1 protein-coding gene (only partly in view) is annotated in these 26895 nt (G+C 69.2%); it reads left to right on the top strand.

The features are described 5' to 3' along the window. Window positions 1-26895, top strand: partial view of a non-ribosomal peptide synthase/polyketide synthase gene (locus ACFXHA_RS23430; protein WP_379360094.1) — the 3' portion only. Its footprint begins 16962 nt before the window's first position; only the last 26895 of its 43857 coding nucleotides appear in the window; its start codon lies beyond the left edge, outside the window; its stop codon occupies window positions 26893-26895.

Below are 26895 nucleotides of genomic sequence, written 5' to 3'. Positions count from 1 at the left end.
ATGTTCGTCAACACGCTGGTGCTGCGCACCGGCATCGACCCGGCCGAATCGTTCACCGATCTGCTGGACCGGGCCCGCCACACCGACCTCGACGCCTTCGGCAACGCCGATGTGCCGTTCGAGCGGCTGGTCGAACTGCTCGCCCCCGAGCGCTCGCAGGCCCGCAACCCGCTGTTCCAGGTCATGCTGGCCTTCCAGAATCTGGATCGCACCAGCATCGAACTGCCGGGCCTGGCCGTCTCGACGCTGGATCTCGCGGAGAACATCTCCCGCTTCGATCTCCAGTTCACCCTGTCGGACGCCGACTCCGGCATGGCGTTGGCACTTACCTACGCCACCGATCTGTTCGACGAGGCCACCGCGGCCGGGTTCGCGCAGCGCTGGGTGCGAGTGCTCGAGGCCGTCGCCGCCAACCCGGAGATCGGGGTCGGCGCGATCGACATCCTGGACTCCGGCGAGCGCACCGATCTGGTGGCCCGCTTCGGCCTGCCCACCGTCCCGGCGCGCACCCTGCCGGAGCTGATCGCCGACGCCGTCGCTCTCGATCCGGCCGCCCCGGCGGTCGTGTTCCAGGGGCGCAGTCAGTCCTACGGCGAGCTGGATGCCCGCTCGAACCGCTTGGCGCGCTTGCTCATCGAGCGGGGCATCGGTACCGAGGACCTGGTCGCCGTCGCGATTCCGCGTTCGGATGACTCGTACTTCGCCGAGTGGGCGGTGACCAAGACCGGTGCGGCGTTCGTGCCGGTGGACCCGAACTACCCGGCCGACCGCATCGCGCACATGGTCACCGATTCCGGTTCGCCGGTCGGTCTGACCGTGGCGTCCGTGCGCGCGGATATGCCGGACTCGGTCGAGTGGCTGGTGCTCGACGAGCTGGAGCTGGATGCGTTCGCGGACACCGCGATCGAGGTCGCCGAGCGGGTCCGCCCGCTGCGTCCGGAGCACCCGGCCTACGTCATCTACACGTCGGGTTCGACCGGTGTGCCCAAGGGCGTCGTGGTCACCCACGCCGGTCTGGCCAACTTCACCGTCGAGCAGGCCGAGCGCTATTCGCTGGATTCGTCTTCGCGGGCACTGCATTTCGCGTCGCCGTCGTTCGATGCGTCGATGCTGGAGTTCCTGCTGGCCATCGGTAAGGGCGGCACCCTGGTGGTCGTCCCGCCGGGCACCTACGGCGGTGAGGAGCTCGCCGAGCTGATCCGCCGCGAGCAGGCCACCCACGCGTTCATCACCCCGGCCGCGCTGTCCACCTTCGGACCGGCGGGCCTCGACTCGCTGCGCGTCCTGGTCGCCGGTGGTGAAGCCGTACCGGCCGATCTGGTCGAGAAGTGGGCGGTTCCGTTGGCGGACGGCACGATTCGTGCCTTCCACAACGGTTACGGCCCGACCGAGACCACCATCATGACCAACATCAGCGATGCGCTGGTGCCGGGCGATCTGGTCACCATCGGTGGCCCCATCCGGGGCATGCAGTCGCTGATCCTCGACAACCGTCTGCGGCCAGTTCCGGTGGGTGTCGCGGGTGAGCTCTACCTGTCGGGCATCCAGCTGGCGCGTGGCTACCACGCGCGGCCGGGCCTGACCGCCGATCGCTTCGTGGCCAACCCGTACGTCGACGGCATGCGCATGTACCGCACCGGTGACGTGGTGCGCTGGACGCCGGACGGTCTCGTCGAGTACGTCGGTCGCTCGGACTTCCAGGTCAAGGTGCGTGGTTTCCGCATCGAGCTCGGTGAGATCGACGCCGCGCTGGCCTCGCACGAGAGCGTGGACTTCGCGGTCACCGTCGGCCACAAGAACGCCGCCGGCGCGACCTCGCTGGTGTCGTACGTGGTTGCCACGCCGGGTCATTCGATCGATATCGCGGCCGTGACGTCGCATGTCGAGGGTCGCTTGCCCGCGTACATGGTGCCGTCCTCGGTCATGGTCATCGACCGGGTGCCGCTGACGCCGGTCGGCAAGCTGGATCGCCGGGCGCTGCCCGAGCCGGTCTTCGCCACCGAGGTGGTCTTCCGGGCCGCGCGCAACCCCCTCGAGCACACCATCGCCGAGGTCTTCGCCGAGGTGCTGGGTCTCGAGCGCGTCGGCATCGACGACTCCTTCTTCGCGCTGGGCGGCGACTCGATCGTCTCCATCCAGCTGGTGTCCCGCGCCAAGGCGCGTGGCGTGGTGTTCAGCCCGCGCGACGTGTTCGAGCAGCGCACCGTGTCCGGTCTGGCCGCGGTCGCGCAAACCGCTGACGGCCAGGGCGATTCGGCTCCGCAGCTGACCGAGCTGCCCGGCGGCGGCGTGGGTGTCATGCCGTTGACGCCGGTGGTGCGGTTCATGGCGGGACGGCCGGGCGAGTTCGGCCGGTTCAACCAGACCATGGCCCTCGAGCTGCCGATCGGGATCGATCGGGCGGGTATCGCGGCCACCGTCGGCGCGGTCATCGACCGGCACGACATGCTGCGGGCGCGCCTGCGGCGGGTGCCGGACGCGGACTGGATCGTCGAAACCGCCGCTGCCGGAACGATCGACGCGGATTCGCTCATCGATCGCACCGAGTTCGACGCGGGCGTCACCGACGAGCAGCTGGTCGAGATCGCCACCGCCGCACTGGATGCCACCCTCGACAAGCTGGATCCGGCTGCGGGACAGGTCATCCGGTTCGTGTGGCTGGAACCGTCCGACAGCTCTCGTGCCGGACGCCTCGTCGTCGCCGCGCACCACCTCGTGGTCGACGGTGTCACCTGGCGAATCCTGGTGCCGGACTTCGTCGCCGCCTGGGGTCAGCTGTCCGCAGGACAGACCCCCGAGCTGGTCGCCCCGGCCACCAGCATGCGCACCTGGGCGCACGCCCTTGAGCGGGAAGCCGCCACCGACGAGCGCGTCGCCGAGCTGTCCTTCTGGCGTGAGGTCGTCGAAGGCCCGGATCCGTTGCTCACCGAGCGCGCCATGGATCCGGCCGTGGATGTCACCGCGACCATTGCCAAGCATCGCGTCGAGCTCTCGACCGAGGCCACCAAGTCGCTGCTGACCACCGTGCCTGCGCTGTTCCACGGCGGCGTGAACGACGGTCTGCTGACCGCACTCGCGTTGGCGGTGGCCAAGTTCCGTGCCGCCAAGGGACTGGGGGAGAAGTCTGCCCTCGTCCGGTTGGAAGGCCACGGGCGTGAGGAAGAGGTCGTGCCCGGTGCCGACCTGTCGCGCACCGTCGGCTGGTTCACCGCGATCTTCCCGGTGCGCTTCGACCTGTCGGCCATCGACGTGGAGGCCGCTCTCACCGGCGGTCCCGCCATGGGCCGGGCCATCAAGGCCGTCAAGGAGCAGCTGCTGTCGGTGCCGGACAAGGGCATCGGTTACGGCCTGCTGCGCTACATGAACTCCGACACCGCCGCGCAGCTGCCCAAGCAGCTGCCGGGTCAGGTCAGCTTCAACTACCTGGGCCGCGTCAACGAGGGCGATGTGCCCGAGGCGCTGCGCGGGTTCGGTTGGATCCCGGCCGCGGATCTCGCGGATCTGGCCGGTGCCTACGACGGCGATATGCCCGCCATGGCCCCGATCGACATCAACGCCATCGTGGTCAGCGACAAGCTGACCGCGAATATCGGCTACCCGAGCACGCTGCTCGGTGCCGAGGAGATCGCCGAGTTCGCCGCACTGTGGACCTCGGCGCTGGAAGCTGTTGCGCAGCATGCTGAATCGGCGCAGGCCGGCGGGCACACCCCGTCCGACTTCGGGCTGGTGCACGTCACCCAGGGCGATATCGACGGCTGGGAGCGCAAGTACGGCGAACTGAGCCAGGTGTGGCCGCTGTCCGCGCTGCAGGGCGGTCTGCTCTTCCACGCGCAGCTCGCCGCCACCTCGGTGGACGTCTACACCGCGCAGGCGGTGCTCACCCTGGAAGGCCGGGTGGACGCCGACCGGCTGCGGTCGGCCGCGCAGGCGCTGCTCGAGCGGCACGAAATCCTGCGCACCGCCTACGTGAACGACGCGTCCGGCGTCCCGGTGCAGGTGGTTATCGACGGTGTGAAGGTGGCGTGGACCAACCACGACCTCACCGACATCGCCGATGAATCGGCCCGTGCCGCACGCGCGGCCGAGATCCTGGCCGCCGACCGGGTACAGCGTTTCGACCTGACCGAACCGCCGCTCATCCGCTACACGCTGGTACGCACCGGTCCCGCGAGCTACCAGCTGGCCGTGGCGAATCACCACATCCTGCTCGACGGCTGGTCCATGCCGCTGCTCATGCAGGACCTGCTGGTGCTCTACGCCACGCATTCCGACAGCGCCGTGCTGCCGCCGGTGCGGTCCTACCGCTACTTCCTGGAATGGGTTGCCGCGCAGGATCGTTCGGCCTCGCTGGCCGCTTGGCAGACCTCGCTGCGTGGAGTGTCCGAGCCGACCCTGCTCACCCGTCCGGACGCGGCGCACGAGATCACCGCCCTGTCGGGCGAGTACTTCTTCGAGCTGGACGAGGCGGCGACCGCGCGCCTCACCGCGCTGGCCGCCGAGATCGGCGTCACCCCCAACACCGTGTTGCAGGTGGCGTGGGGTCTGCTGCTGGGCCGCCTCACCGGTCGCGACGACGTGCTGTTCGGCACCACCGTGTCCGGCCGTCCGGCGCAGCTGTCCGGCGTGGAATCCATGGTGGGCCTGTTCATCAACACCGTCCCGGTGCGGGTCGCCTTCGACCCGGCCGAGTCGGCGCGCTCGCTGCTGACCCGTACCCAGGGCGAGCAGGCCGACCTGCTGGATCACCACTACGTGGGCCTGGCCGACATCCAGTCGGCCGCAGGCATCGGCGGACTCTTCGACACCCTCGTGGTGTTCGAGTCCTATCCCGTTGACGCCGAAGGCATCCGGGCCAAGGCCGCCGATATCGACGGTATGGCCGTCACCGGCCTCGACGCCGCCGACGCCACCCACTACCCGCTGACCCTCATCGCCCAGCTCGACATCCGCCTGCGCATCCGCGCGGGCTACCTGCGCGACCTGTTCGACGAGGACACCGTCGCCCGCATCGCCGAGCGCCTGGTACGCGTGCTGACCGCCATCACCACCGAACCGGCTGCGGCCGTGGGTGATATCGAACTGGTCGACGCCGCCGAGCGCGAGCTCGTGGTGAAGACCTGGAACGACACCGCCTTCGATGTGGACGCCGCCCTGGCCGCGGTTGTCCCGTCGACGGAGCAGGATCCGAACACGCTGGTGGCGATGTTCGAGGCGCAGGCCGCGCGGACTCCCGACGCGATTGCTGTCAGCTTCGAGGGGACGAGTCTGTCCTACGCCGAGTTCGGCGCGCAGGTGCATCGCCTGGCCCGCTGGCTCATCGAGCGCGGTGTCGGCGCGGAATCGTTTGTGGCGCTGGGTATGCGGCGCTCCATCGATCTGGTGGTCGGCATGTACGCCGTCGCCGTGACCGGTGCCGCCTACGTGCCGCTGGACCCGGATCACCCGGCCGAGCGCATCGAGTACATTCTCGAGACCGCCGACCCGGTGACCGTGCTGACCTCCGGTGAGGATCTGGCGATCGACACCGCGCAGGTGCGCATCGACAAGCTGGAGCTCAGCGCCTACTCGGCCGCTCCGCTGCGCGAGGCAGAACGCCGTGCGCCGCTGCGGGATTCGAATACCGCCTACGTCATCTTCACCTCCGGTTCGACGGGTCGCCCGAAGGGTGTGGCGGTGCCGCACTCGGCCATCGTCAACCGCCTGCTGTGGATGCAGGGCGAATACGGCCTGACCGCCGACGACGTGGTGCTGCAGAAGACCCCGGCCACCTTCGACGTGTCGGTGTGGGAATTCTTCTGGCCGCTGCAGATCGGTGCGCGCCTGGCGATCGCCAAGCCCGAAGGCCACCGCGACCCGGCCTACCTGGCCGATCTCATTGCCCGCGAAGGCGTCACGGTCACCCACTTCGTGCCGTCGATGCTCGCGGTCTTCGTGGCCGAGGATTCGGCTGCGCAGTGCACCAGCCTGCGCATGGTGTTCGCCTCCGGTGAAGCGCTCTCGGCCAAGCCGTCGCACAAGCTGCGCGCGCTCACCGGCGCGGAACTGCACAACCTCTACGGCCCGACCGAGGCCGCCGTCGACGTCACCTACCACCAGGTCGTGGACGCCGACGTGGACTCGGTGCCGATCGGCCGCCCGGTGTTCAACACCCAGGTGTACGTGCTGGATTCGCGACTGCGGCCGGTGCCGGTCGGTGTCGCGGGTGAGCTCTACCTGGCGGGTGTGCAGCTGGCGCGCGGTTATGTGGCGCGACCGGACCTGTCCTCGGATCGCTTCGTGGCCAACCCGTTCGGTGATGGCGAGCGCATGTACCGCACCGGTGACCTCGTCACCTGGACCGCGGACGGCGAACTGGACTACATCGGCCGCACCGACTTCCAGGTCAAGCTGCGTGGTCTGCGCATCGAGCTCGGCGAGATCGAATCCGCGCTCACCGCACTGGATTCCATCGCGCAGTCGGTGGTCGTGGTGCGCAGCGACGTGCACACCGGCGATCAGCTGGTCGGCTACGTCATCCCGGCCGCCGGGCAGACCGTCGACGTGGAGAAGGTCCGTGTCGAGGTCGGCGAGCGCGTGCCGTCCTACATGGTGCCGTCGATCCTGATGGTGCTCGACGAGTTCCCGCTCAACGCCTCCGGCAAGCTGGACCGCAAGGCGCTGCCCGCGCCGGTGTTCGAGGCGGCGGTGTTCCGCGCCCCGGTCACGCCGGTCGAGCAGATCGTGGCCGGTGTCTTCGGCGAGATCCTCGGACTCGAGCGCGTCGGTCTCGACGACGACTTCTTCGCACTCGGCGGCAACTCGCTCATCGCCACCCAGGTGGCGGCGCGCCTGTCGGCCGCGCTGGACGCCCACCTGGGTGTCCGCGAGATCTTCGAGGCCTCGACCGTGGCCGCTTTGGCGGCACGGGCCGAAACCCATTCCGGCGCGGGGGCTCGCGAGAAGCTGACCGCGCAGCAGCGGCCCGAGCGGCTGCCGCTGTCGCTGGCACAGCAGCGCATGTGGTTCCTCAACCGGTTCGATCCCGAATCGGCCGTGGACAATATCCCGGCGGCCGTGCGCCTGTCGGGTCTGGTGGACCGCCAGGCCCTGCAGATCGCAGTGGCCGACGTGCTGGCGCGGCACGAGTCGCTGCGCACCCGCTACCCGGAGATCGACGGGCAGGCGTTCCAGGAGATCGTGCCCACCGGGCAGGTCATTCCGGACCTGACCCCGGTCGAGGTCACCGAAGCCGGACTGCCGCAGGCGGTTTCGGCGTTCCTGCTGACCGGCTTCGATGTCACCGCCGAGGTGCCGTTCCGGGCGCGACTGTTCGAGATCAGCCCCACCGAGCACGTGCTCGCGTTGGTGGTGCACCACATCTCGGCCGACGGTTTCTCCATGGGCCCGCTGACCCGCGACGTGATGACCGCCTACGGCGCGCGCGTCGAGGGCGGCGAACCGGGTTGGCAGGCACTGGAAGTCCAGTACGCCGACTTCGCGCTGTGGCAGCGGTCGGTGCTCGGCGACGAGCGCGACAGCGAATCGGTGATCTCCCAGCAGATCTCGTACTGGCGTGACTCGCTGGCCGGGCTGCCCGACCAGCTGGAACTGCCCGCCGACCGGCCGCGTCCCGCGGTCGCCTCCGGCAAGGGCGCGACCCACGTCTTCACCATCGACGCCGAAACCCACGCCAAGCTCGGCGAACTCGCCCGCACCCGCGGCGCGACGCTGTTCATGGTCATGCACTCGGCGCTGGCCGTGCTGCTCTCGCGCCTGTCGGGTGAGCAGGACATCGCCATCGGCACCCCGGTCGCCGGTCGTGGCGAACGCGCCTTGGACGACCTGATCGGCATGTTCGTCAACACCCTGGTGCTGCGCACCGAGGTGGACGGCGGCCGCGGCTTCACCGAACTGCTGGACGCGGTGCGCGGCACCGACATTCAAGCCTTCGGTCACGCCGACCTGCCCTTCGAGCGCCTGGTCGAGATCCTCAACCCGGCCCGCTCGCAGGCCCGCCACCCGCTGTTCCAGGTCATGCTGTCGTTCCAGAACACCGGCATCACCGAACTGGAACTGCCCGGCCTGACCGTCAGCGCCGTCGACCTGCCCATCGACACCGCCAAGTTCGACCTGCAACTGGTGCTCACCGAGCAACTCGGCACCGCCGAGGGCAACGGCCACGGTGCGGCCCCCGCCGGCATCGCCGCCGAGCTCATCTACGCCACCGACCTGTTCGACGCGGCCACCATGACCCGCTTCGGCGAGCGCTTCGCACTGCTGCTCAAGGCCGTTGCGGCCCACCCCGAGCGTGCCGTCGGCGATATCGACCTGCTCGAGCCCGCCGAGCGCACCCTGGTGCGCCACACCTGGAGCCGCAACACCGGATCGGTGAGCGGACTGCTCGCCGACCGCACCGGTGCGGTCCTGGACGACGACCCGGCCCTCGGCTGGGCGGATGTCCCGGAGAGCGTGCTCGCCGACGCCTTGCACCTGGCCTCCGGCGATGCCGCGAACACGCTGCTCAGCCAGTTCGAGGCGCAGGCCGCTCGGACGCCCGAAGCGGTCGCGCTCAGCTTCGAGGGGACAGCTCTCTCCTACGGCGAGTTCGCGACCCGCGTGCACCAGCTGGCCCGCCACCTGATCGCCTCGGGTGTCGGCCCGGACACCCTGGTGGCGTTGGGTATTCGCCGGTCCACCGACTTGGTGGTGGCGATGTATGCGGTGCTGGCTGCCGGTGGTGCGTATGTGCCGTTGGATCTGGATCAGCCTGCCGACCGCATCGAGTACGTGCTCGAGACGGCGCAGCCGGTGGCTGTGTTGACCACCTCGCGTGACGGGTTCGGTTACGAGGCCGCACCGGTGCTGGTGATCGACACCCTCGATGTCAGCGGCTACTCCGATGCCACCGTTACCGACGCGGATCGTGTTGCGCCGCTGCGGTCTTCGAACGCCGCGTACGTCATCTTCACCTCCGGTTCGACCGGTCGTCCGAAGGGTGTGGCGGTCTCGCATGCGGCTGCCGTGAACCAGATCGCTTGGATCACTTCGGAATACGCGTTGTCGGCTGATGATGTGGTGTTGCTGAAGACGCCGCAGACCTTCGACGTGTCGGTGTGGGAGCTGTTCGGGCCGCTGGCTGTCGGCGGTCGCATGATCGTCGCCACCCCGGATGGGCATCGGGATCCGGGTTACCTGGCGGAAGTGATTGCGGCCGAGGGTGTCACGATCACGTCGTTCGTGCCGTCGATGCTCAGCGTGTTCGCCACCAGCGTCGATGCGGCGCAGCTGGCCTCGCTGCGGGCGCTGCTGATCGCCGGTGAAGCCTTCACCTCTGATGTCGTGCGCACCTTCCGCAAGGTGAGTTCTGCCGAGCTGCACAACCTCTACGGTCCGACGGAATTCACGGTCCACGCGACCTATGCGCCTGTCGCTGATGACGTGCAGGGTGCGGTCCCGATCGGTCGTCCGGTGTGGAATGCGCAGGCGTACATCCTGGATGCGCGACTGCACCCGGTTGCCCCGGGTGTCGCGGGTGAGCTCTACCTGGCCGGTAGCCAGCTGGCACGCGGTTATGTCGGCCGCGCCGACCTGACCGCCGATCGCTTCGTGGCCAACCCGCTCGGGTTCGGCGAACGCATGTACCGCACCGGTGACCTGGTGCGCTGGAACGCCGATGGCTCCATTGCCTACTTGGGCCGTACCGACTTCCAGGTCAAGCTGCGTGGTCTGCGTATCGAGCTCGGCGAGATCGAGTCCGCGCTGACCGGGCACGAGTCCGTCGCGCAGGCCGTCGTGGTCATGAACTCCGACCCGCGCACCGGTGATCGTCTCGTCGGCTACGTGGTGCCGTCCGCCGGAGCCGTCGATATCGACGTGCTGCGTGCGCACCTGTCCGCGCAGCTGCCGTCCTACATGGTTCCGGCCGCGCTGGTGTCGCTGGATGCCATGCCGCTCAACGCCAATGGCAAGCTCGACCGTCGTGCCCTGCCCGAGCCGGAGTTCGAGGCGCGCGAGTTCCGTGCCCCCGCGACCCCGGCCGAAGAGAGCGTCGCCGCCGTGTTCGCCGAGGTGCTCGGCACCGAGGCCGCCATCGGCCGCGACGACGACTTCTTCGAGCTGGGCGGCAACTCGCTCATCGCCACCCAGGTGGTCGCCCGCCTCGGCGCGGCGCTGGACACCCGCATCCCGGTGCGCGTGCTGTTCGAGGCCCCGACCGTGGCCGGGCTGGCCGCGCGCCTGGAGACCGAGGCCCGCACCGGCCGTCGACCCGCCCTGGTGGCGGGGGAGCGGCCCGCCGAGATCCCGCTGTCGCTGGCACAGCAGCGCATGTGGTTCCTCAACCGTTTCGACACCGCCTCGGCTGTCAACAACATCCCCCTCGCGGTCCGGCTCACCGGCGACCTGGACGTGGATGCCCTGCTGGCCGCCGTCGGCGACGTGCTCGAGCGGCACGAGGTGCTGCGCACCATCTACCCGGAGAACGCGGAAGGCCGTGGCGTGCAGGTCATCCTGCCCGCCGATCAGGTCCGCCTGGACTCGGCCGCCAATGCCGGAATCCACGGTGGCGGCACCGGACTGTTCGCGGTCGGGGTGCCCGAGGCACAGCTGCGCGAGCGCATCGCCGAGCTGGTGCTCACCGGCTTCGATGTGACCGCCGCCGCCCCGGTGCGCGCCGGACTGTTCCGGGTCACCGACGCTGAGACCCCCACGCACGTCCTGGTATTCGTGGTCCACCACATCTCCGGTGACGGCTGGTCGGTGCGTCCGCTGGCCCGCGACGTCATGGTCGCCTACGCGGCGCGCGCCAATGGTGAAGCGCCGGCGTGGGCTCCGCTGCCGGTGCAGTACGCCGACTTCGCGCTGTGGCAGCGCGAGACCCTCGGCCACGAGGACGATGCCGAATCGCTGATCTCCCAGCAGGTGTCGTACTGGAGCAGCGAACTGGCCGGGCTGCCCGACCAGATCGACCTGCCCTCGGATCGTCCCCGCCCGGCGGTGGCGTCCAATGCCGGTGGCGTGTACGAGTTCTCGATCGATGCGGGCCTGCTGGCCGGGCTCAACGGTCTGGCCCGCGAGCACGGGGCTTCGCTGTTCATGGTCGTGCACGCGGCCTTCGCGGCCCTGCTGGCGCGACTGTCGGGCGGTGACGACATCGCCATCGGTACCGCGGTCGCGGGTCGTGGTGAGCAGGAGATCGACGACGCCATCGGCATGTTCGTCAACACCCTGGTGCTGCGCACGGCCGTCGACTCCGGCGCGCGGTTCAGCGATCTGCTGGCCCGTACCAAGGACACCGACCTGGCCGCCTTCGGTCACGCCGATCTGCCCTTCGAGCGCTTGGTGGAGATCCTCAACCCGGCGCGTTCGCAGGCCCGGCATCCGCTGATCCAGGTCATGCTGTCGTTCCAGAACACCGGCGCGACCACCTTCACCCTGCCGGGGCTGGAGGTCGCCGGCGTGCCGCTGGACGTGGTCACCGCCAAGTTCGACCTGCACCTCAACCTGACCGAGCGCGCCGACGGCGACGGCATGACCGCCGAATTCGCTTACGCCACCGACATGTTCGACGCCGGCACCATCGCCGGATTCGGCAACCGCCTGGTGCGGCTGCTGTCGGCCGTGGTCGCGCAACCGGCCGCGCTGGTCGGCGATATCGAGCTGCTCGACGACGTCGAGCGTCGTCAGGTGCTGCGCGGCTGGAATGCCACCGAGTACGACGTGAAGCGGGTTGCCCTGGGCGGCAAGAAGACCGCCGCCGAGGTCACCCTCGCCTCGATGTTCGCCAACCAGGTCAAGCAGACCCCGAAGCTCACCGCGCTGGTGTTCGAGGGCGAGAGCCTGACCTACGGCGAGTTCGCGTCCCGGGCCAACCGCCTGGCGCGGCACCTCATCGCCGAGGGTGTCGGACCGGATTCCTATGTGGCCCTGGGCATGCGCCGCTCGGTCGACCTGCTGGTCGGCATGTACGCCGTCACGCTGGCCGGTGGCGCGTACGTGCCGCTGGACCCGGATCACCCGGCCGAGCGCAACCAGTACGTGCTCGACACCGCCCAGCCGGTGTGCGTGCTCAGCACCGGCCGCGACGGCTTCGAAACCAGCACGCGCACACTGCTGATCGACGAGCTGGACGTGTCCGGCTACTCCGATGCCCCGATCACCGACGCGGACCGCGTCGCCCCGCTGCGCGGCGACAACACCGCCTACGTGATCTTCACGTCGGGTTCGACCGGCCGCCCGAAGGGTGTGGCGGTCAGTCACAGCGCCATCGTCAACCGCCTGGTCTGGATGCAGACCGAATACAACCTGTTCGACGACGACGTGGTGCTGCAGAAGACGCCCGCCACCTTCGACGTGTCGGTGTGGGAGTTCTTCTGGCCCTTGCAGATCGGCGCGACGCTGGTCATCGCCAAGCCGGACGGTCACCGCGATCCCGCCTACCTGGCGGATCTGATCATCGAGACCGGTGTCACCACGGCGCACTTCGTGCCGTCGATGATGTCGGTGTTCGTGGCCGGACTGGACGCCGATCCGGACAAGGCCGCCGAACTCACCTCGCTGGCGCAGGTGTTCGCGTCCGGTGAGGCGCTGCCGGCGCCGACCGCGCAGAAGCTGCGCGAGCTGACCGGCGCCCGCGTGCACAACCTGTACGGCCCCACCGAGGCCGCGGTCGACGTCACCTATCACGAGGTCACCGATGCCGACACCGTCTCGGTGCCGATCGGTGCACCGGTGTTCAACACCCGTGTGTACGTGCTGGATTCGCGTCTGCACCCGGTCGCGCCGGGTGTCGCGGGTGAGCTCTACCTGGCGGGCGTGCAGCTGGCGCGCGGCTATGTCGCGCGACCGGATCTGACCGCGGACCGCTTCGTCGCGGACCCGTTCGCCGCCGGTGAGCGCATGTACCGCACCGGCGACCTGGTCAAGTGGACCGGTCGCGGGGAGATCGAATACCTGGGCCGCACCGACTTCCAGGTCAAGCTGCGCGGTCTGCGCATCGAGCTCGGCGAGATCGAGGCCGCGCTCACGGCCGTCGAATCCATCGCCCAGTCGGTGGTCGTGGTCCGCAGCGACGACCGGCTCGGCGAACAGCTCGTCGGCTACGTCATCCCGGCCGCCGGCCACAGCGTCGACACCGAGGCCGTGCGCGCCGAACTGCAGGACGGCCTGCCCGGCTACATGGTGCCGACCGCCTTCGTCGTGCTGGATGCCTTCCCGCTCAATGCCTCCGGAAAGCTGGATCGCAAGCAGCTGCCCGCGCCGGTGTTCGAGGCCAAGGTGTTCCGCGCCCCGTCCACCCCGATCGAAGAGATCGTGGCGGGCATCTTCTCCGACGTGCTCGGCGTCGGCCGGGTCGGCATGGACGACGACTTCTTCGAACTCGGCGGCAACTCGCTGATCGCCACCCAGGTCACCGCCCGCCTCGGCGCGGCCCTCGACACCCAGCTCGCGGTCCGCGATCTGTTCGAGGCGTCCACCGTCGCGGCCTTGGCTGCCCGGGTGGAACACAATGCCGGATCCGGGCGTCGCCCGCGTCTGGTCGCCGGTGAACGGCCCGCCACGCTGCCGCTGTCCCCGGCGCAGCAGCGGTACTGGTTCCTCAACCAATTCGACACCAGCACTTCGGCGGTAGACAACATTCCGCTGGCGGTGCGCTTCACCGGTGCGCTGGACCTGTACGCCATGCAGCAGGCCATCGGCGATGTGATCGCCCGGCACGAGGTGCTGCGCACGGTCTACCCGCGCACGGCCGACGGCCCGCACCAGGTGGTGCTGTCGACCGCGCAGACCGATCTGACGCTGGTGCCCGAGGATGTGACCGAGGCCGAACTGCTCGGCAAGGTCATCGGATTCGCCATGACCACCTTCGACGTCACCGTCGAGGTGCCCCTGGCCGTCAAGATGTTCCGCATCTCCGACAGTGAGACCACCCAGCACGTGCTGGCCTTCACCGTCCACCACGTCTCTGCCGACGGTTCCTCCATGGGCCCGATGGCGCGGGACATCATGGCCGCCTACGTGGCGCGTGCGAACGGCGATGTGCCGCAGTGGGCTCCGCTGCCGGTGCAGTACGCCGACTACGCGCTGTGGCAGCGCGAGGTGCTCGGCCGCGAGGACGACGCCGAATCGCTTGCCGCCAAGCAGGTCTCGTACTGGACTCGCGCCCTGGCCGGACTGCCCGACCAGCTGGAGCTGCCCACCGATCGGCCGCGCCCGCCCGCGCAGTCGTTCCACGGCAAGGCGCTGCGCTTCGATATCGACGCCGAGCGTCACGCCAAGCTGCACGAACTGGCGCGCGCCAATAACGCGTCGCTGTTCATGGTCGTGCACGCCGCCCTCGCGGTGCTGCTGGCCCGGCTCTCGGGCACCGACGACATCGCGGTCGGCACCCCGATCGCGGGCCGTGGTGAGCGCGAACTCGACGATCTGATCGGCATGTTCGTCAACACGCTGGTGTTCCGCACCCAGGTCGACGGCGGCGCGAGCTTCGCGCAGCTGCTCTCCGAGGTCCGCGAACGCGACCTGGAGGCGTTCGCCAACGCCGACGTGCCGTTCGAGCGGCTCGTCGAGGTGCTCAACCCGGTGCGCTCCACCGCGCGCAACCCGCTGTTCCAGGTGGGCCTGTCGTTCCAGAACCTGGCCGAGACCGCCTTCGAACTGCCGGGCCTGCACGTGGCCGCGGTCGAATTCGACTCGCAGCTGGCCAAGACCGACCTGCAGGTCACGCTGTACGACCGGTACACCGAGGACGGCACCCCGGCCGAGATCCTCACCGAATTCGGTTACGCCACCGACCTGTTCGACGAAACGACCATCCAGTCCTTCGCCGACCGGTTCGTGCGGGTGCTCGACGCCATCCTGGCGGACACCAGCGTCGCGGTCGGCGACCTCGACCTGCTCGACGCCGACGAGAACGACCGGATCCTGAAGCGCTGGAACAACACCGGCCAGGACGTGGACTCGGTGTTCGCGGGTGCCTCTGCGGCCACGCTGGTTTCGCTGCTGGACAAGGCCGTCGCCGACGATCCGAAGGCCGTGGCCATCGTCGCCGACACCGCCGACGGGGCCGAATCGCTGACCTATGCCGAGCTGGATGCTCGCGTCAACCAGCTCGCCCGTGAGCTCATCGCGCGCGGCATCGGCACGGAAGATCGGGTGGCGCTTGCCATTCGACGCTCCACCGATCTGGTGGTCGCCATGTACGCGGTCGCCAAGTCCGGTGCCGCCTACGTGCCGATCGATCCCGATCAGCCCGCCGAGCGTGTCGGCTACATCCTCGAGACGGCCGCGCCGAAGGCCGTACTCACCACGGCGGCAGTCGGTTTCGAGACCGAGCTGGCCGAGGTGTTGAGCATCGACGAGCTGGACCTGTCGGGCCGCTCGGCCAAGCCGGTCAAGGCCGCCGAGCGGGTGCGGGAGTTGAACGCCGCCAACACGGCGTACATCATCTTCACCTCCGGTTCCACCGGCCGCCCCAAGGGTGTGGCGTTGCCGCACGGCGCGGTCGTGAACCAGTTGCTGTGGAAGGTCACCGAATTCGGGCTCGACCCGGCGGATGCGGTGCTGCTCAAGACCGCCGCCACCTTCGACCTGTCGGTGTGGGAGTTCTGGTCGGCCGCGGCCTGCGGTGGCCGCATGGTCATCGCCGCGCCCGACGGGCACAAGGACCCGGCCTACCTCAACGAGCTCATGGCGCGGGAATGGGTGACCACCCTGCATGTGGTGCCGTCCATGCTGGACGCGCTGCTCACCGACGGGCTGCCGGACTCGCTGTGGCGCATCCTCGCCATCGGTGAGGCGCTGCCCGGACCGTTGGCGCTGCGCGTGCTGCGCGAGCGTCCGCGCACCGAGCTGTTCAACCTGTACGGCCCGACCGAGGCCGCGGTGTCCATCACCAACCATCGGGTCACCGAGCGCGACGAGCTGTCGGTGTCCATCGGCTCGCCCGAATGGAACTCCCAGGTGTACGTGCTGGATTCGCGCCTGCGGCCGGTGCCGGTGGGCGTGTCCGGTGAGCTGTACCTGGCCGGTGCGCAGCTGGCGCGCGGCTACTACGGCCGCGCGGACCTCACCTCGGACCGGTTCGTCGCGAACCCGTTCGGCGACAACGGTTCCCGTATGTACCGCACCGGTGACCTGGTCGCCTGGCAGGACAACGGCGAACTCGAGTACCGGGGCCGCACCGACTTCCAGGTCAAGATCCGCGGCTTCCGCATCGAGCTCGGCGATATCGAAACCGCGCTGCTGCGTATCGATTCCGTCGCCTCGGCCGCCGTGGTCGCGCACACCGACCCGGTGCTGGGCGATCGCCTGGTGGCCTACGTGGTCGGTGTCGACGGCGAGCCCGACAAGCAGCAGCTGCAGGCGGCGCTGGCCGCCGAACTGCCGTCGTACATGATCCCGTCGGTCTTCATGCCGCTGGAGGCGTTGCCGCTCAACGCCAACGGCAAGCTCGACCGCAAGGAACTGCCGGAACCCACCTTCGAGAAGGCGGTCTTCCGGGCACCCGTCAGCCCGATCGAGCAGATCGTGGCGGGTGTGTTCGCCGACGTGCTGCGCGTCGAGGCCGGGCGAATCGGCCTGGACGACGACTTCTTCCAATGGGGCGGCAACTCGCTGCTGGCCACCCAGGTCGCCGCGCGCCTCGGCGAGGCGCTCAACACCCGGGTGCCGGTGCGACTGCTGTTCGAGGCGTCCACGGTGGCGGCGCTGGCCGCCCGCGTGGAACGCGACGCCGGGGCGGGCCGCAAGGCGCTGACCGCCGGACCGCGACCGGAGAACATTCCGCTGTCGCTGGCCCAGCAGCGCATGTGGTTCCTCAACCGCTTCGACACCGCCTCGGCGGCCTACAACGTGCCCGTCGCGGTGCGCCTGTCCGGCGCGCTCGACGAGGACGCGCTGCGTGCCGCCATCGCGGATGTGGTTGCCCGCCACGAGATCCTGCGCACCATCTACCCGCAGACCGAGGACGGCGCGGTGCAGGTCATCCTGCCGCCGGCGCAGGCCGTGCCCGAGCTCGAGGTGCGCACCGTGACCGCCGACGAGGTCGTCGGCGCGGTGGTGGAACTGACCTCCACCTCCTTCGACGTCACCGTCGAGGTGCCGATCAAGGTGGCGCTGTTCAAGATCGAGGGTTCGGAGTTCGCTCCGGTCGCCGAGTCCGCTCCGGTGGTGGATACGGAAGCGGCCGCGCATGCGGCGGCCTACACCTTCGACTTCGCCGATATCGCGCCCACCGGTCAGTACCAGATCGTGGATCCGAACGCGCCGGTGCCCGCGGAGTACGTGCTGGCACTGGTGATTCACCACATCTCCGGTGACGGTTCCTCGGTGGCCCCGTTGACCCGCGACCTGATGACCGCCTACGCGGCGCGCTCCATCAAGCAGGCGCCGGGCTGGCAGCCGCTCGCGGTGCAGTACGCCGACTACTCCATCTGGCAGCGCGAACTGCTCGGTGACGAGAAGGACGCGGAATCCCTCGCCGCCAAGCAGGTCGCCTACTGGCAGCAGGCCCTCGCGGGCCTGCCCGACCAGCTGGATCTTCCGGCGGATCGGCCGCGGCCGGCGGTGCAGTCCTTCGCGGGCGGCAAGATCGATGTCCGCATCGACGCCGAATTGCACGCGGGCCTGGTCGAATTGGCGCGCACCGAGGGCGCGACGCTGTTCATGGTCGTGCACACGGCGCTCGCGGTGCTGCTGGCGCGACTGTCGGGCTCCGACGACATCGCCATCGGCACCCCGATGGCCGGTCGTGGCGAGGCCGTTCTCGACGACCTCATCGGCATGTTCGTCAACACGTTGGTGTTCCGCACCCAGGTCGACGGCGGGGAACCGTTCAACGCCCTGCTGTCGCGTCAGCGTGAGACCGACATCCAGGCGTACGCCAACGCGGACGTGCCGTTCGAGCGACTGGTCGAGGTGCTCAACCCGGCCCGCTCCACCGCGCGGCACCCGCTGTTCCAGGTGGGCCTGTCCTTCCAGAACCTGACCCGCTCCACCCTGGAACTGCCGGGGCTGAGCGTGTCCGGCCTCGACGTGGACACCGAGCTGTCGCAGTTCGACCTGCACCTGATCGTGTCCGACCTGTACGGCACCGACGGTGCGGCCGAAGGCATCACGGGCATCCTGACCTACGCCACCGATATCTTCGACCGCGACACCGTGGACGGCTTCGCGGAACGGTTCGTGCACCTGCTGCGCGCGATCGTCGCCGCGCCGCGCACCACCGTCGGCGCGATCGAGCTGCTGGCCCCGGCCGAGCGGGCCGAAATCCTGGATGCGCGCAATGCGACCGCGCACCAGGTGGATTCGACCGCGACGCTGGTCTCGATGCTCAACGCGACCGTGGCGGCCAAGCCGACCGCCATCGCGCTCATCGGGCCCGACGGGCAAACGCTGACCTACGCCGAACTCGGTGCGCGGGTCAACGGGCTTGCCCGGCACCTGATCTCGCTGGGCGTGGGCCCGGAGGCTCGGGTGGCGCTGGCGTTGCGACGTTCGGTGGATCTGGTGGTCGCCATGTACGCGGTATCGGTCGCCGGCGGTGCGTATGTGCCGGTGGATCCGGATCAGCCGGCCGAGCGGACCGGGTACATCCTGGAGACCGCCGCGCCGGTGTGCGTGCTGACCAATGCCGACGCCGAGTTCTCGACCGACGTCGCGCCGCTGGTGCGGATCGACGAGATCGCGGCCGGCGCCAACCTCGGACCGGTCACCGATTTCGAGCGGGTCGCCCCGCTGCGGCCCGAGCACACCGCCTACGTCATCTTCACGTCCGGTTCGACCGGTCGTCCGAAGGGTGTGGCGCTGCCGCACGCGGCCATCGCCAACCAGTTGCAGTGGAAGACAGCTGAATTCGGGCTCGGTGCGGATGACGCGGTGCTGCTCAAGACCGCTGCCACCTTCGACCTTTCGGTGTGGGAGTTCTGGTCGGCCGCAGTGTCCGGTGGCCGACTGGTCATCGCGTCGGCTGACGGCCATCGTGACCCGGCGTACCTCAACGAGCTGATGGTTCGTGAGCGGGTGACCACGCTGCACGTGGTGCCGTCCATGCTGGACTCGCTGCTCACCGAAGCCGAAGGGACGCTGAACGATTCGCTGCGTCGCGTGCTGGCCATCGGTGAGGCGCTGCCTGCCTCGGTGGCGCAGCGGTTCCGTACCGGTAACCCGAACGCTCAGCTGTTCAACCTCTACGGCCCGACCGAGGCCGCGGTGTCCATCACCAGCCACCTCGTCACCGATGCCGACGCCGGTGCGGTGTCGATCGGTGTGCCGGAATGGAATTCGCAGGTCTACGTCCTCGACGCGCGCCTCAACCTGGTGCCCGACGGCGTCGCCGGTGAGCTGTATCTCGCCGGTGCGCAGTTGGCGCGTGGTTACTTCGCGCGTCCGGATTTGACGGCGGATCGTTTCGTGGCCAACCCGTTCGCGGTGGGCGAGCGTATGTACCGCACGGGTGACCTTGTTGCTTGGAACGATGGTGAGCTCGATTACCGGGGTCGTACGGACTTCCAGGTGAAGATCCGTGGTTTCCGTATCGAGCTGGGCGAGATCGAGGCCGCGCTACTGGCGCTGCCGGAGATCGCACAGACCGCCGTGATCGCCAAGCAGGATGCCCGCACGGGTGACCGCCTGGTCGCCTACCTGGTGCCGACCGGCACGGATATCGATGTGCCGCTGACGAAGTCGGCGCTGAGTGCGGCGTTGCCGTCGTACATGGTGCCGTCGGCGTTCGTGGTCCTCGAGGCCCTGCCGCTCAATGTGAACGGCAAGCTGGACCGCAAGGCGCTGCCGGAGCCGGAGTTCGAGACCACTGCGTTCCGTGCGCCGTCCACCCCGATCGAGGAGATCGTGGCAGGCGTCATCGCGGACGTGCTCGGTGTCGAGCGAGTCGGCGCGGACGATGACTTCTTCGCTCTCGGCGGTAACTCGCTGCTCGCGACCCAGGTCGCCGCGCGTATCGGCGCGGCCCTGGACGCGCGGGTGCCCGTGCGTGCCGTGTTCGAGGCGTCGACCGTTTCCGGGCTGGCCGCCAAGGTCGAGCAGCATGCCGGTGCGGGAGATCGCAAGGCGCTCACCGCCGGACCGCGTCCGGAGAATGTGCCGCTGTCGCTGGCACAGCAGCGCATGTGGTTCCTCAACCAGTTCGACACCGCCTCGGCCGCCTACAACGTGCCCGTCGCGGTGCGTCTGACGGGTTCGCTCGATGTCGAGGCGCTGCAGCAGGCCGTGGCCGACGTGATCGGCCGCCACGAGACGCTGCGCACCATCTACCCGCAGGTCAATGGTGCCGCGACGCAGGCGATCGTGCCTGCCGCGCAGGCCGTTCCGGATCTGACGCCGATCGTGGTGTCGGTGGACTCGGTGACCGAGCGGATCGCCGCGGTCATCGGCACCGGTTTCGATGTGACCGTCGAGGTTCCGGTGCACGCCAAGCTGTTCCGCGTCGAAGGCTCCACAGAGTCCATGGGCGGCTCCGCCGCCGTGGTCGAGCACGTGCTCGTCTTCGTCACCCACCACATCGCCGCCGACGGCTGGTCCATGGGCCCGCTCACCCGCGACGTCATGGTGGCCTACGCGTCCCGCGCCGCCGGTGTCGCGCCCGCCTGGGCTCCGCTGCCGGTGCAGTACGCCGACTTCTCCCTCTGGCAGCGCGAGCTGCTCGGAGCCGAGGACGACGCCACCAGTCTCATTGCCTCGCAGGCCGATTACTGGCGCACCGCGCTGGCCGACCTGCCCGACGAGCTGAACCTGCCCTCGGATCGGCCGCGCCCCAACGCGCAGTCCTTCCGCGGTGGCCGGGTGCTGTTCCCGATCGGCAACGACCTGCACCGCGGGCTGCAGCAGATCGCGCGCACCAATAACGCGACCATGTTCATGGTCGTGCACACGGCGCTCGCGGCCTTCCTGGCTCGTCTGTCCGGCACCACCGATATCGCCATCGGCGCGCCCATCGCGGGCCGTGGCGAGGCTGAGCTGGACAACCTGATCGGCATGTTCGTCAACACCCTGGTGCTGCGCACCGAGGTGACCGGGCGCGAGAGCTTCACCGAACTGCTGGCGCGTGCCAAGGACAGTGACCTGCAGGCGTTCGCGCACGCCGACATTCCGTTCGAGCGGCTCGTGGAGCTGCTCAACCCGGAACGCTCCACCGCGCGGCACCCGCTGTTCCAGGTGGCGCTGTCGTTCGAGAACCTGCCCGACAGCTCCTTCGAGCTGCCCGCCCTGCGGGTCGCGGCGGTCGAGTTCGAGAACGAGGTCGCCAAGTTCGACCTGCAGCTCACGCTGACCGAGGCCGAACCGGGCAAGGGCATGTACGCCGAATTCGGTTACGCCCGTGACCTGTTCGATCAGGCGACCGTGGAGGGCTTCGCGGAGCGGTTCACCCGACTGCTGGGTGAGATCGTCGCCGCGCCCCGCGTCCCGGTCGGCGACCTGTCGATCCTGGCCGAGGACGAGCGCGCGGATCTGATCTCGCGCACCGGCGGTCCGGCCATCGCGCCGCGCACGCTGCCCGAACTGCTGGCCGACGCCGTCGCCAACAACCCGGTCGGCGAGGCGGTCGTCTTCGACGGGCAGGGTCTGGGCTACGCCGAACTCGACGCGGCGTCCTCGCGCCTGGCGCGCGTGCTCATGGAGCGCGGTGCCGGGCCGGAAACCCGTGTCGCCGTGGCGATTCGACGCTCGTTCGAATCGGTGCTGGCCATCTGGGCCGTCGCCAAGTCGGGTGCGGCGTTCGTGCCGGTGGATCCGTCCTACCCGGGCGATCGCATCGCGCACATGGTCGACGACTCCGGCGCGGTGCTGGGTCTGACGGTCGACGCCGAGCTGGAGGGGCTGCCGCCGGTCAAGAGCCTGGCGGGCTGGATCTCGCTCGACGATCCGATGGTGCACGCCGAAATCGCTTCGCACTCGGCCGAACCCGTCACCGACACCGAGCGGTGGGCACCGGTCCGGCCCGAGCACGTCGCGTACGTGATCTACACGTCGGGCACCACGGGTGTGCCGAAGGGCGTCGTGGTCACCCACGCCGGTCTGGCCAACTTCGCGGTCGAGCAGGTGGTGCGGTACGGGCTGGATTCCGGTTCGCGGACACTGCATTTCGCCTCGCCGTCGTTCGACGCGTCCATCCTGGAGTTCCTGCTCGCCGTGGGCGCGGGCGGCACCATGGTGGTCGTCGCGCCGGGCGTCTTCGGTGGCGCGGAGCTGTCGGAGCTGATGCAGCGCGAGCGGGTCACGCACGCGTTCATCACCCCGGCCGCGCTGTCCACCTTCGATCCCAAGGGCCTGGATTCGCTGCGGGTGCTGGTCGCCGGTGGTGAAGCGGTGTCGCCGGATGTGGTCGCCAAGTGGGCGGTGCCGTTGCCGGACCGCACGATTCGTGCGTTCCACAACGCGTACGGTCCGACCGAGGCCACCGTCGCCACCAATATCAGTGGCGCGCTGGCTGCGGGCGAGCCGGTCACCATCGGCGGACCGATCCGTGGCATGCGAGCCATGGTGCTGGACGCGCGACTGCGTCCGGTGCCGGTCGGCGTCGCGGGTGAGCTGTACGTGTCCGGCATCCAGCTGGCGCGTGGCTATCACGAGCGTCCCGGTCTGAGTGCCGAGCGGTTCGTCGCCGATCCGTACGCGGCCGGTGAACGCATGTACCGCACCGGTGACGTGGTCCGGTGGACCGCCGACGGTGCGGTGGAGTACGTGGGCCGCAATGACTTCCAGGTCAAGGTGCGTGGTTTCCGCATCGAACTGGGAGAGATCGACGCGGCGCTGGTCTCGCACGAGTCCGTCGACTTCGCGGTCACCGTGGGACACAAGACCGCAGCCGGTGCCACCGTGCTGGCGGCCTACGTGCTGCCGGTGCCGGGACAGACGATCGACATCGCCGCTCTGACCGAGCATGTCGCCGGTCGACTGCCGGAATACATGGTGCCGACGGCGATCACGGTCCTCGACTCGATCCCGCTGACCCCGGCGGGCAAGCTGGATCGCCGGGCGCTGCCCGAGCCGGTGTTCACCGCGCGCGACTTCCGCGCTCCGGTCAGCGAAATGGAAGCGGCCATCGCGGAGGTCTTCGCGGAGCTGCTCGGGGCCGAGCAGGTCGGCGCGGACGACTCGTTCTTCGCGCTCGGCGGTGACTCGATCCTGTCCATCCAGCTGGTCTCGGCAGCCAAGGCGCGCGGCATCGTGTTCTCGCCGCGCGACGTGTTCGACAAGCGCACCCCGGCCGGGCTGGCCGAGGTCGCGACGCTGCGCGGCGAGACCGAGCAGGTCAAGCTGGCCGAGCTGCCGGGCGGCGGGGTCGGCGAGATCCCGCTGACGCCGATCATGCACGCGACGCTGTCGAGCGGATCGTCGTTCGAACGGTTCTCGCAGACCATGCCGCTGCGACTGCCCGACGGCATCGACCGGCAGACGCTGGTCGGGGCGCTCACCGCGGTGTTCGATCACCACGATGTGCTGCGGTCGCGACTGCGCGGGAACGCTGCCGAGGGCTTCGAGTTCGAGGTGCTGCCGCGTGGTGACGTGGATGTCGACGCGCTGGTGCATCGGGTCGAGTTGGCCGGGGATGTCTCCGACGAGGAGCTGACCCGGGTCGGCAGCATCGAATTCGATGCGGCACTGGGTCGCCTGGATCCGGCGAATGCCGTGATGGCGCAGTTCGTTTGGTTCGCCTTCGGCGGGTCCGACGAGACGCGTGTGCGTCGCGACGTGCTGCTGATCATCGCCCACCACCTGGTGGTCGACGGTGTGTCCTGGCGCATCCTGATTCCGGACCTGGGTCTGGCCTGGTCGCAGCTCGCATTCGAGCAGCCGCTGGCGCTGCCCGAGACCGGGACGTCGCTGCGGCGTTGGGCGCACGCCCTCGTCGAGGAGTCGCGGAACCCGGAGCGGGTCGCGGAACTGCCGTTCTGGCAGCGGGTTACCGAGACTCCGGATCCGCTGCTGGGTTCGCGGGCGTTCGATCCGAAGATCGACACCTTCTCGACGCTCGAGCGCATCGAGGTCAGCGTGCCGGCGTCGGTCACCGAAGCCGTGCTCACCTCCGTGCCGGGCCTGTACCGCGGCGGCGTCAACGACGGTCTGCTTACCGCACTGGCCATGGCGGTCACCCGCTGGCGTGGCCAGACCTCGGGCGGGTCCGCGCTGATCAAGCTCGAAGGCCACGGTCGCGAAGAGGAAATCGTTGCGGGCGCGGATCTTTCGCGCACGGTCGGCTGGTTCACGGCCGCGTTCCCGGTCCGGTTGGATCTGGGCGACGCCGACCTCGGTGACGCGTTCGCGGGCGGAAAAGCCCTGGGCGACATCGTGAAATCGGTCAAGGAACAGTTGCTGGCGCTGCCCGACAAGGGCCTGGGCTGGGGTCTGCTGCGTTACCTCAACGCCGAAACCGGTTCGCAGCTCACCGATGTCGGCCAGATCAGCTTCAACTACCTGGGTCGCATGTCCGCGGGCGAGGTGCCCGAGGGCATGGCCGAACTCGGCTGGGTGCCGGTCGACGATCTGGGTCGCCTGGACGGCGACATGGACGCCGACATGCCTGCCAACGCGACCCTCGACATCAACGCCATCGTCACCGACGGTGAGGACGGCCCGCAGCTGGGCGCGGCCTTCTCCTTCCCGCGCGGGCTGCTCGAGCGCGAGCGGGTGCAGGAGTTCGCGGACCTGTTCGTGGCGGCGCTGACCGCGCTCGCCACGCATGCCAAGCGTCCGGAGGCGGGCGGGTTCACGCCGTCCGACCTGCCGCTGGTGCGGGTCGGGCAGTCCGATATCGAGGTGTGGGAGAAGCAGTATCCGGCGCTGTCGGATGTGTGGCCGCTCTCGCCGCTGCAGTCGGGGCTGCTGTTCCACGCGATGCTCACCCAGAACACGGTGGACGTCTACACCATTCAGACCGTGCTCGACCTGAGCGGTGTGGTGGACATCGACCGGCTGAAGGTGGCCGCGCAGGCCATTCTCGACCGGTACCCGAGCCTGCGGACCGCGTTCGTCACCGACTCCGACGGTCAAGCCCACCAGGTGGTGCTGGACCGGGTCGAGGCCCCGTTCAAGGTCATCGATCTGACGGATCTGCCTGAGGCCGAACGCAATCCGCGCATGCGTGAGCTGATCGCGGTCGAACAGGCCGAGCACTTCGACCTGTCCGCCGCGCCTTTGATGCGGTTCACGGTGTTCCGGATCAGCGATGAGCTGGTGCACCTGGTGATCACCACCCACCACATCCTGGTGGACGGCTGGTCCATGCCGCTGCTCATGCGCGACCTGCTGGTGCTGTACGCGGTGCGTGGCGATCTGTCCGCGCTGCCGCGGGTGGCGTCGTTCCGCAACTACCTGTCCTGGCTGGCCGGGCGGGACCGCAACGAATCACTCGAGGCGTGGCGTCGCGCCCTGACCGGGGTCAGCGAGCCGACAGCGCTCGCACCGGCTCCGAGCCGGGACGAGAACTACGAAATCGGCCGCCACACCCTGGATATCGACGCCGACCGCACCCGCGCGCTGACCAAGCGCGCCGGGGAACTCAACGTCACGCTGAACACGCTGATCCAGACCTCCTGGGCAGTGCTGGTCGGCCGCCTCACCGGGCGCAGCGACGTGGTGTTCGGCGCGACGGTCTCCGGTCGCCCCGGTGACCTGCCGGGCGTGGAATCCATGGTGGGTCTGTTCATCAACACGGTGCCGGTGCGGATCCGCGTCGACGACCGGTTGAGCATCGCGGGCCTGCTGCAGCGGGTCCAGAGCGATCAGGCCGACCTGCTCGAGCACCACCACATCGGACTGCCCGAGATTCAGCGGTTGGCCGGTGCCGGTGCGGAATTCGACACCATGATGGCGTTCGAGTCCTACCCGGTCGACAAGGACGCCATCGCGGCGGCCAGCTCCATCGACGGCATGTCGGTGAGCGGTGTGGGTATCAACGACAACACCCACTACCCGATGAGCCTGGTCGTCATGGCGGGCGAGAGCATCGACATCTCGATGCGCTACCTCGCCAGCCGCTTCAGCGCCGACGAGGTGGCCACCCTGGCCGCGCGGTTCAACCGCATCCTCGAAGCACTGCTCGGCGATCCGGAGGGGCTGGTCGGCGACATCGACATCCTCGATGCCGGTGAACGCGCCCGCATCCTCGCGGAAAGCACTGTCACCCCGGCCGATTCGGCCGTCGACGCCGCCCGCGTCGGCACCGCGACCGTGGCCAACGTGCTCGCCGAAGTCGTCGAAGAGGACCCGCAGGCTCCGGCGCTGCTGTCCGACGGCCAGGAAATCGCCTACCACGTCCTGGACCGCCGCAGCTCCCAGCTGGCCCGCCTCCTCATCGACCGCGGCGCGGGCCCCGGCGACATCGTCGCCGTAGCCCTCCCGCACACCGTCGACGCCGTAGTGGCGGTCTGGGCCATCCACAAGGCCGGTGCCGCGGTGTTGTACGCCAACGGCCTGTCCTTCGGCGAAATCCTCGCCGCCGGAGCCGGTTTCGGTATCGCCCAGGAACCTGCGGCCAGCTCGGTGCGCTGGCTCGTCCCCTCGGACCCCAAGGTCCAGGCCGACCTCGCCACCCGCCCGGCCCACCCGGTCTCCTACACCGACCGAGTCCGCCCCCTGTCCGAATCCGACCCCGCCTTCATCTACCGCCACGCCGAAACCTGGGCCACCCTCACCCAGTCCGAAGCCCTCGACCGCGCAGCCACCCTCCGCGCCGACAACGAAATCGACTACGAATCGACAACATTCACGCTGTCCTCCACCGGCCTCCCCGCCATCGGCGAATTCCTCGCCTCCGCCACAGCCGGCGCCCTCTCCGTCCTCCCCTCCGGCGACCTAGCCGCCGACCTGGAAGACGGCGAAGTAACCCACTGGTTCACAGCCCCGGGCGACCCGACCGACGAAGCAGGCGAAGAAATCCGCGTAATCCCCGCCAACTGA

The organism is Nocardia sp. NPDC059240, from assembly GCF_042753865.1.
In the GTDB taxonomy this organism is placed as follows: domain Bacteria; phylum Actinomycetota; class Actinomycetes; order Mycobacteriales; family Mycobacteriaceae; genus Nocardia.
Note: the sequence above shows the minus strand (reverse complement) of the source record. Positions and strands in the feature narration are given on the sequence as shown.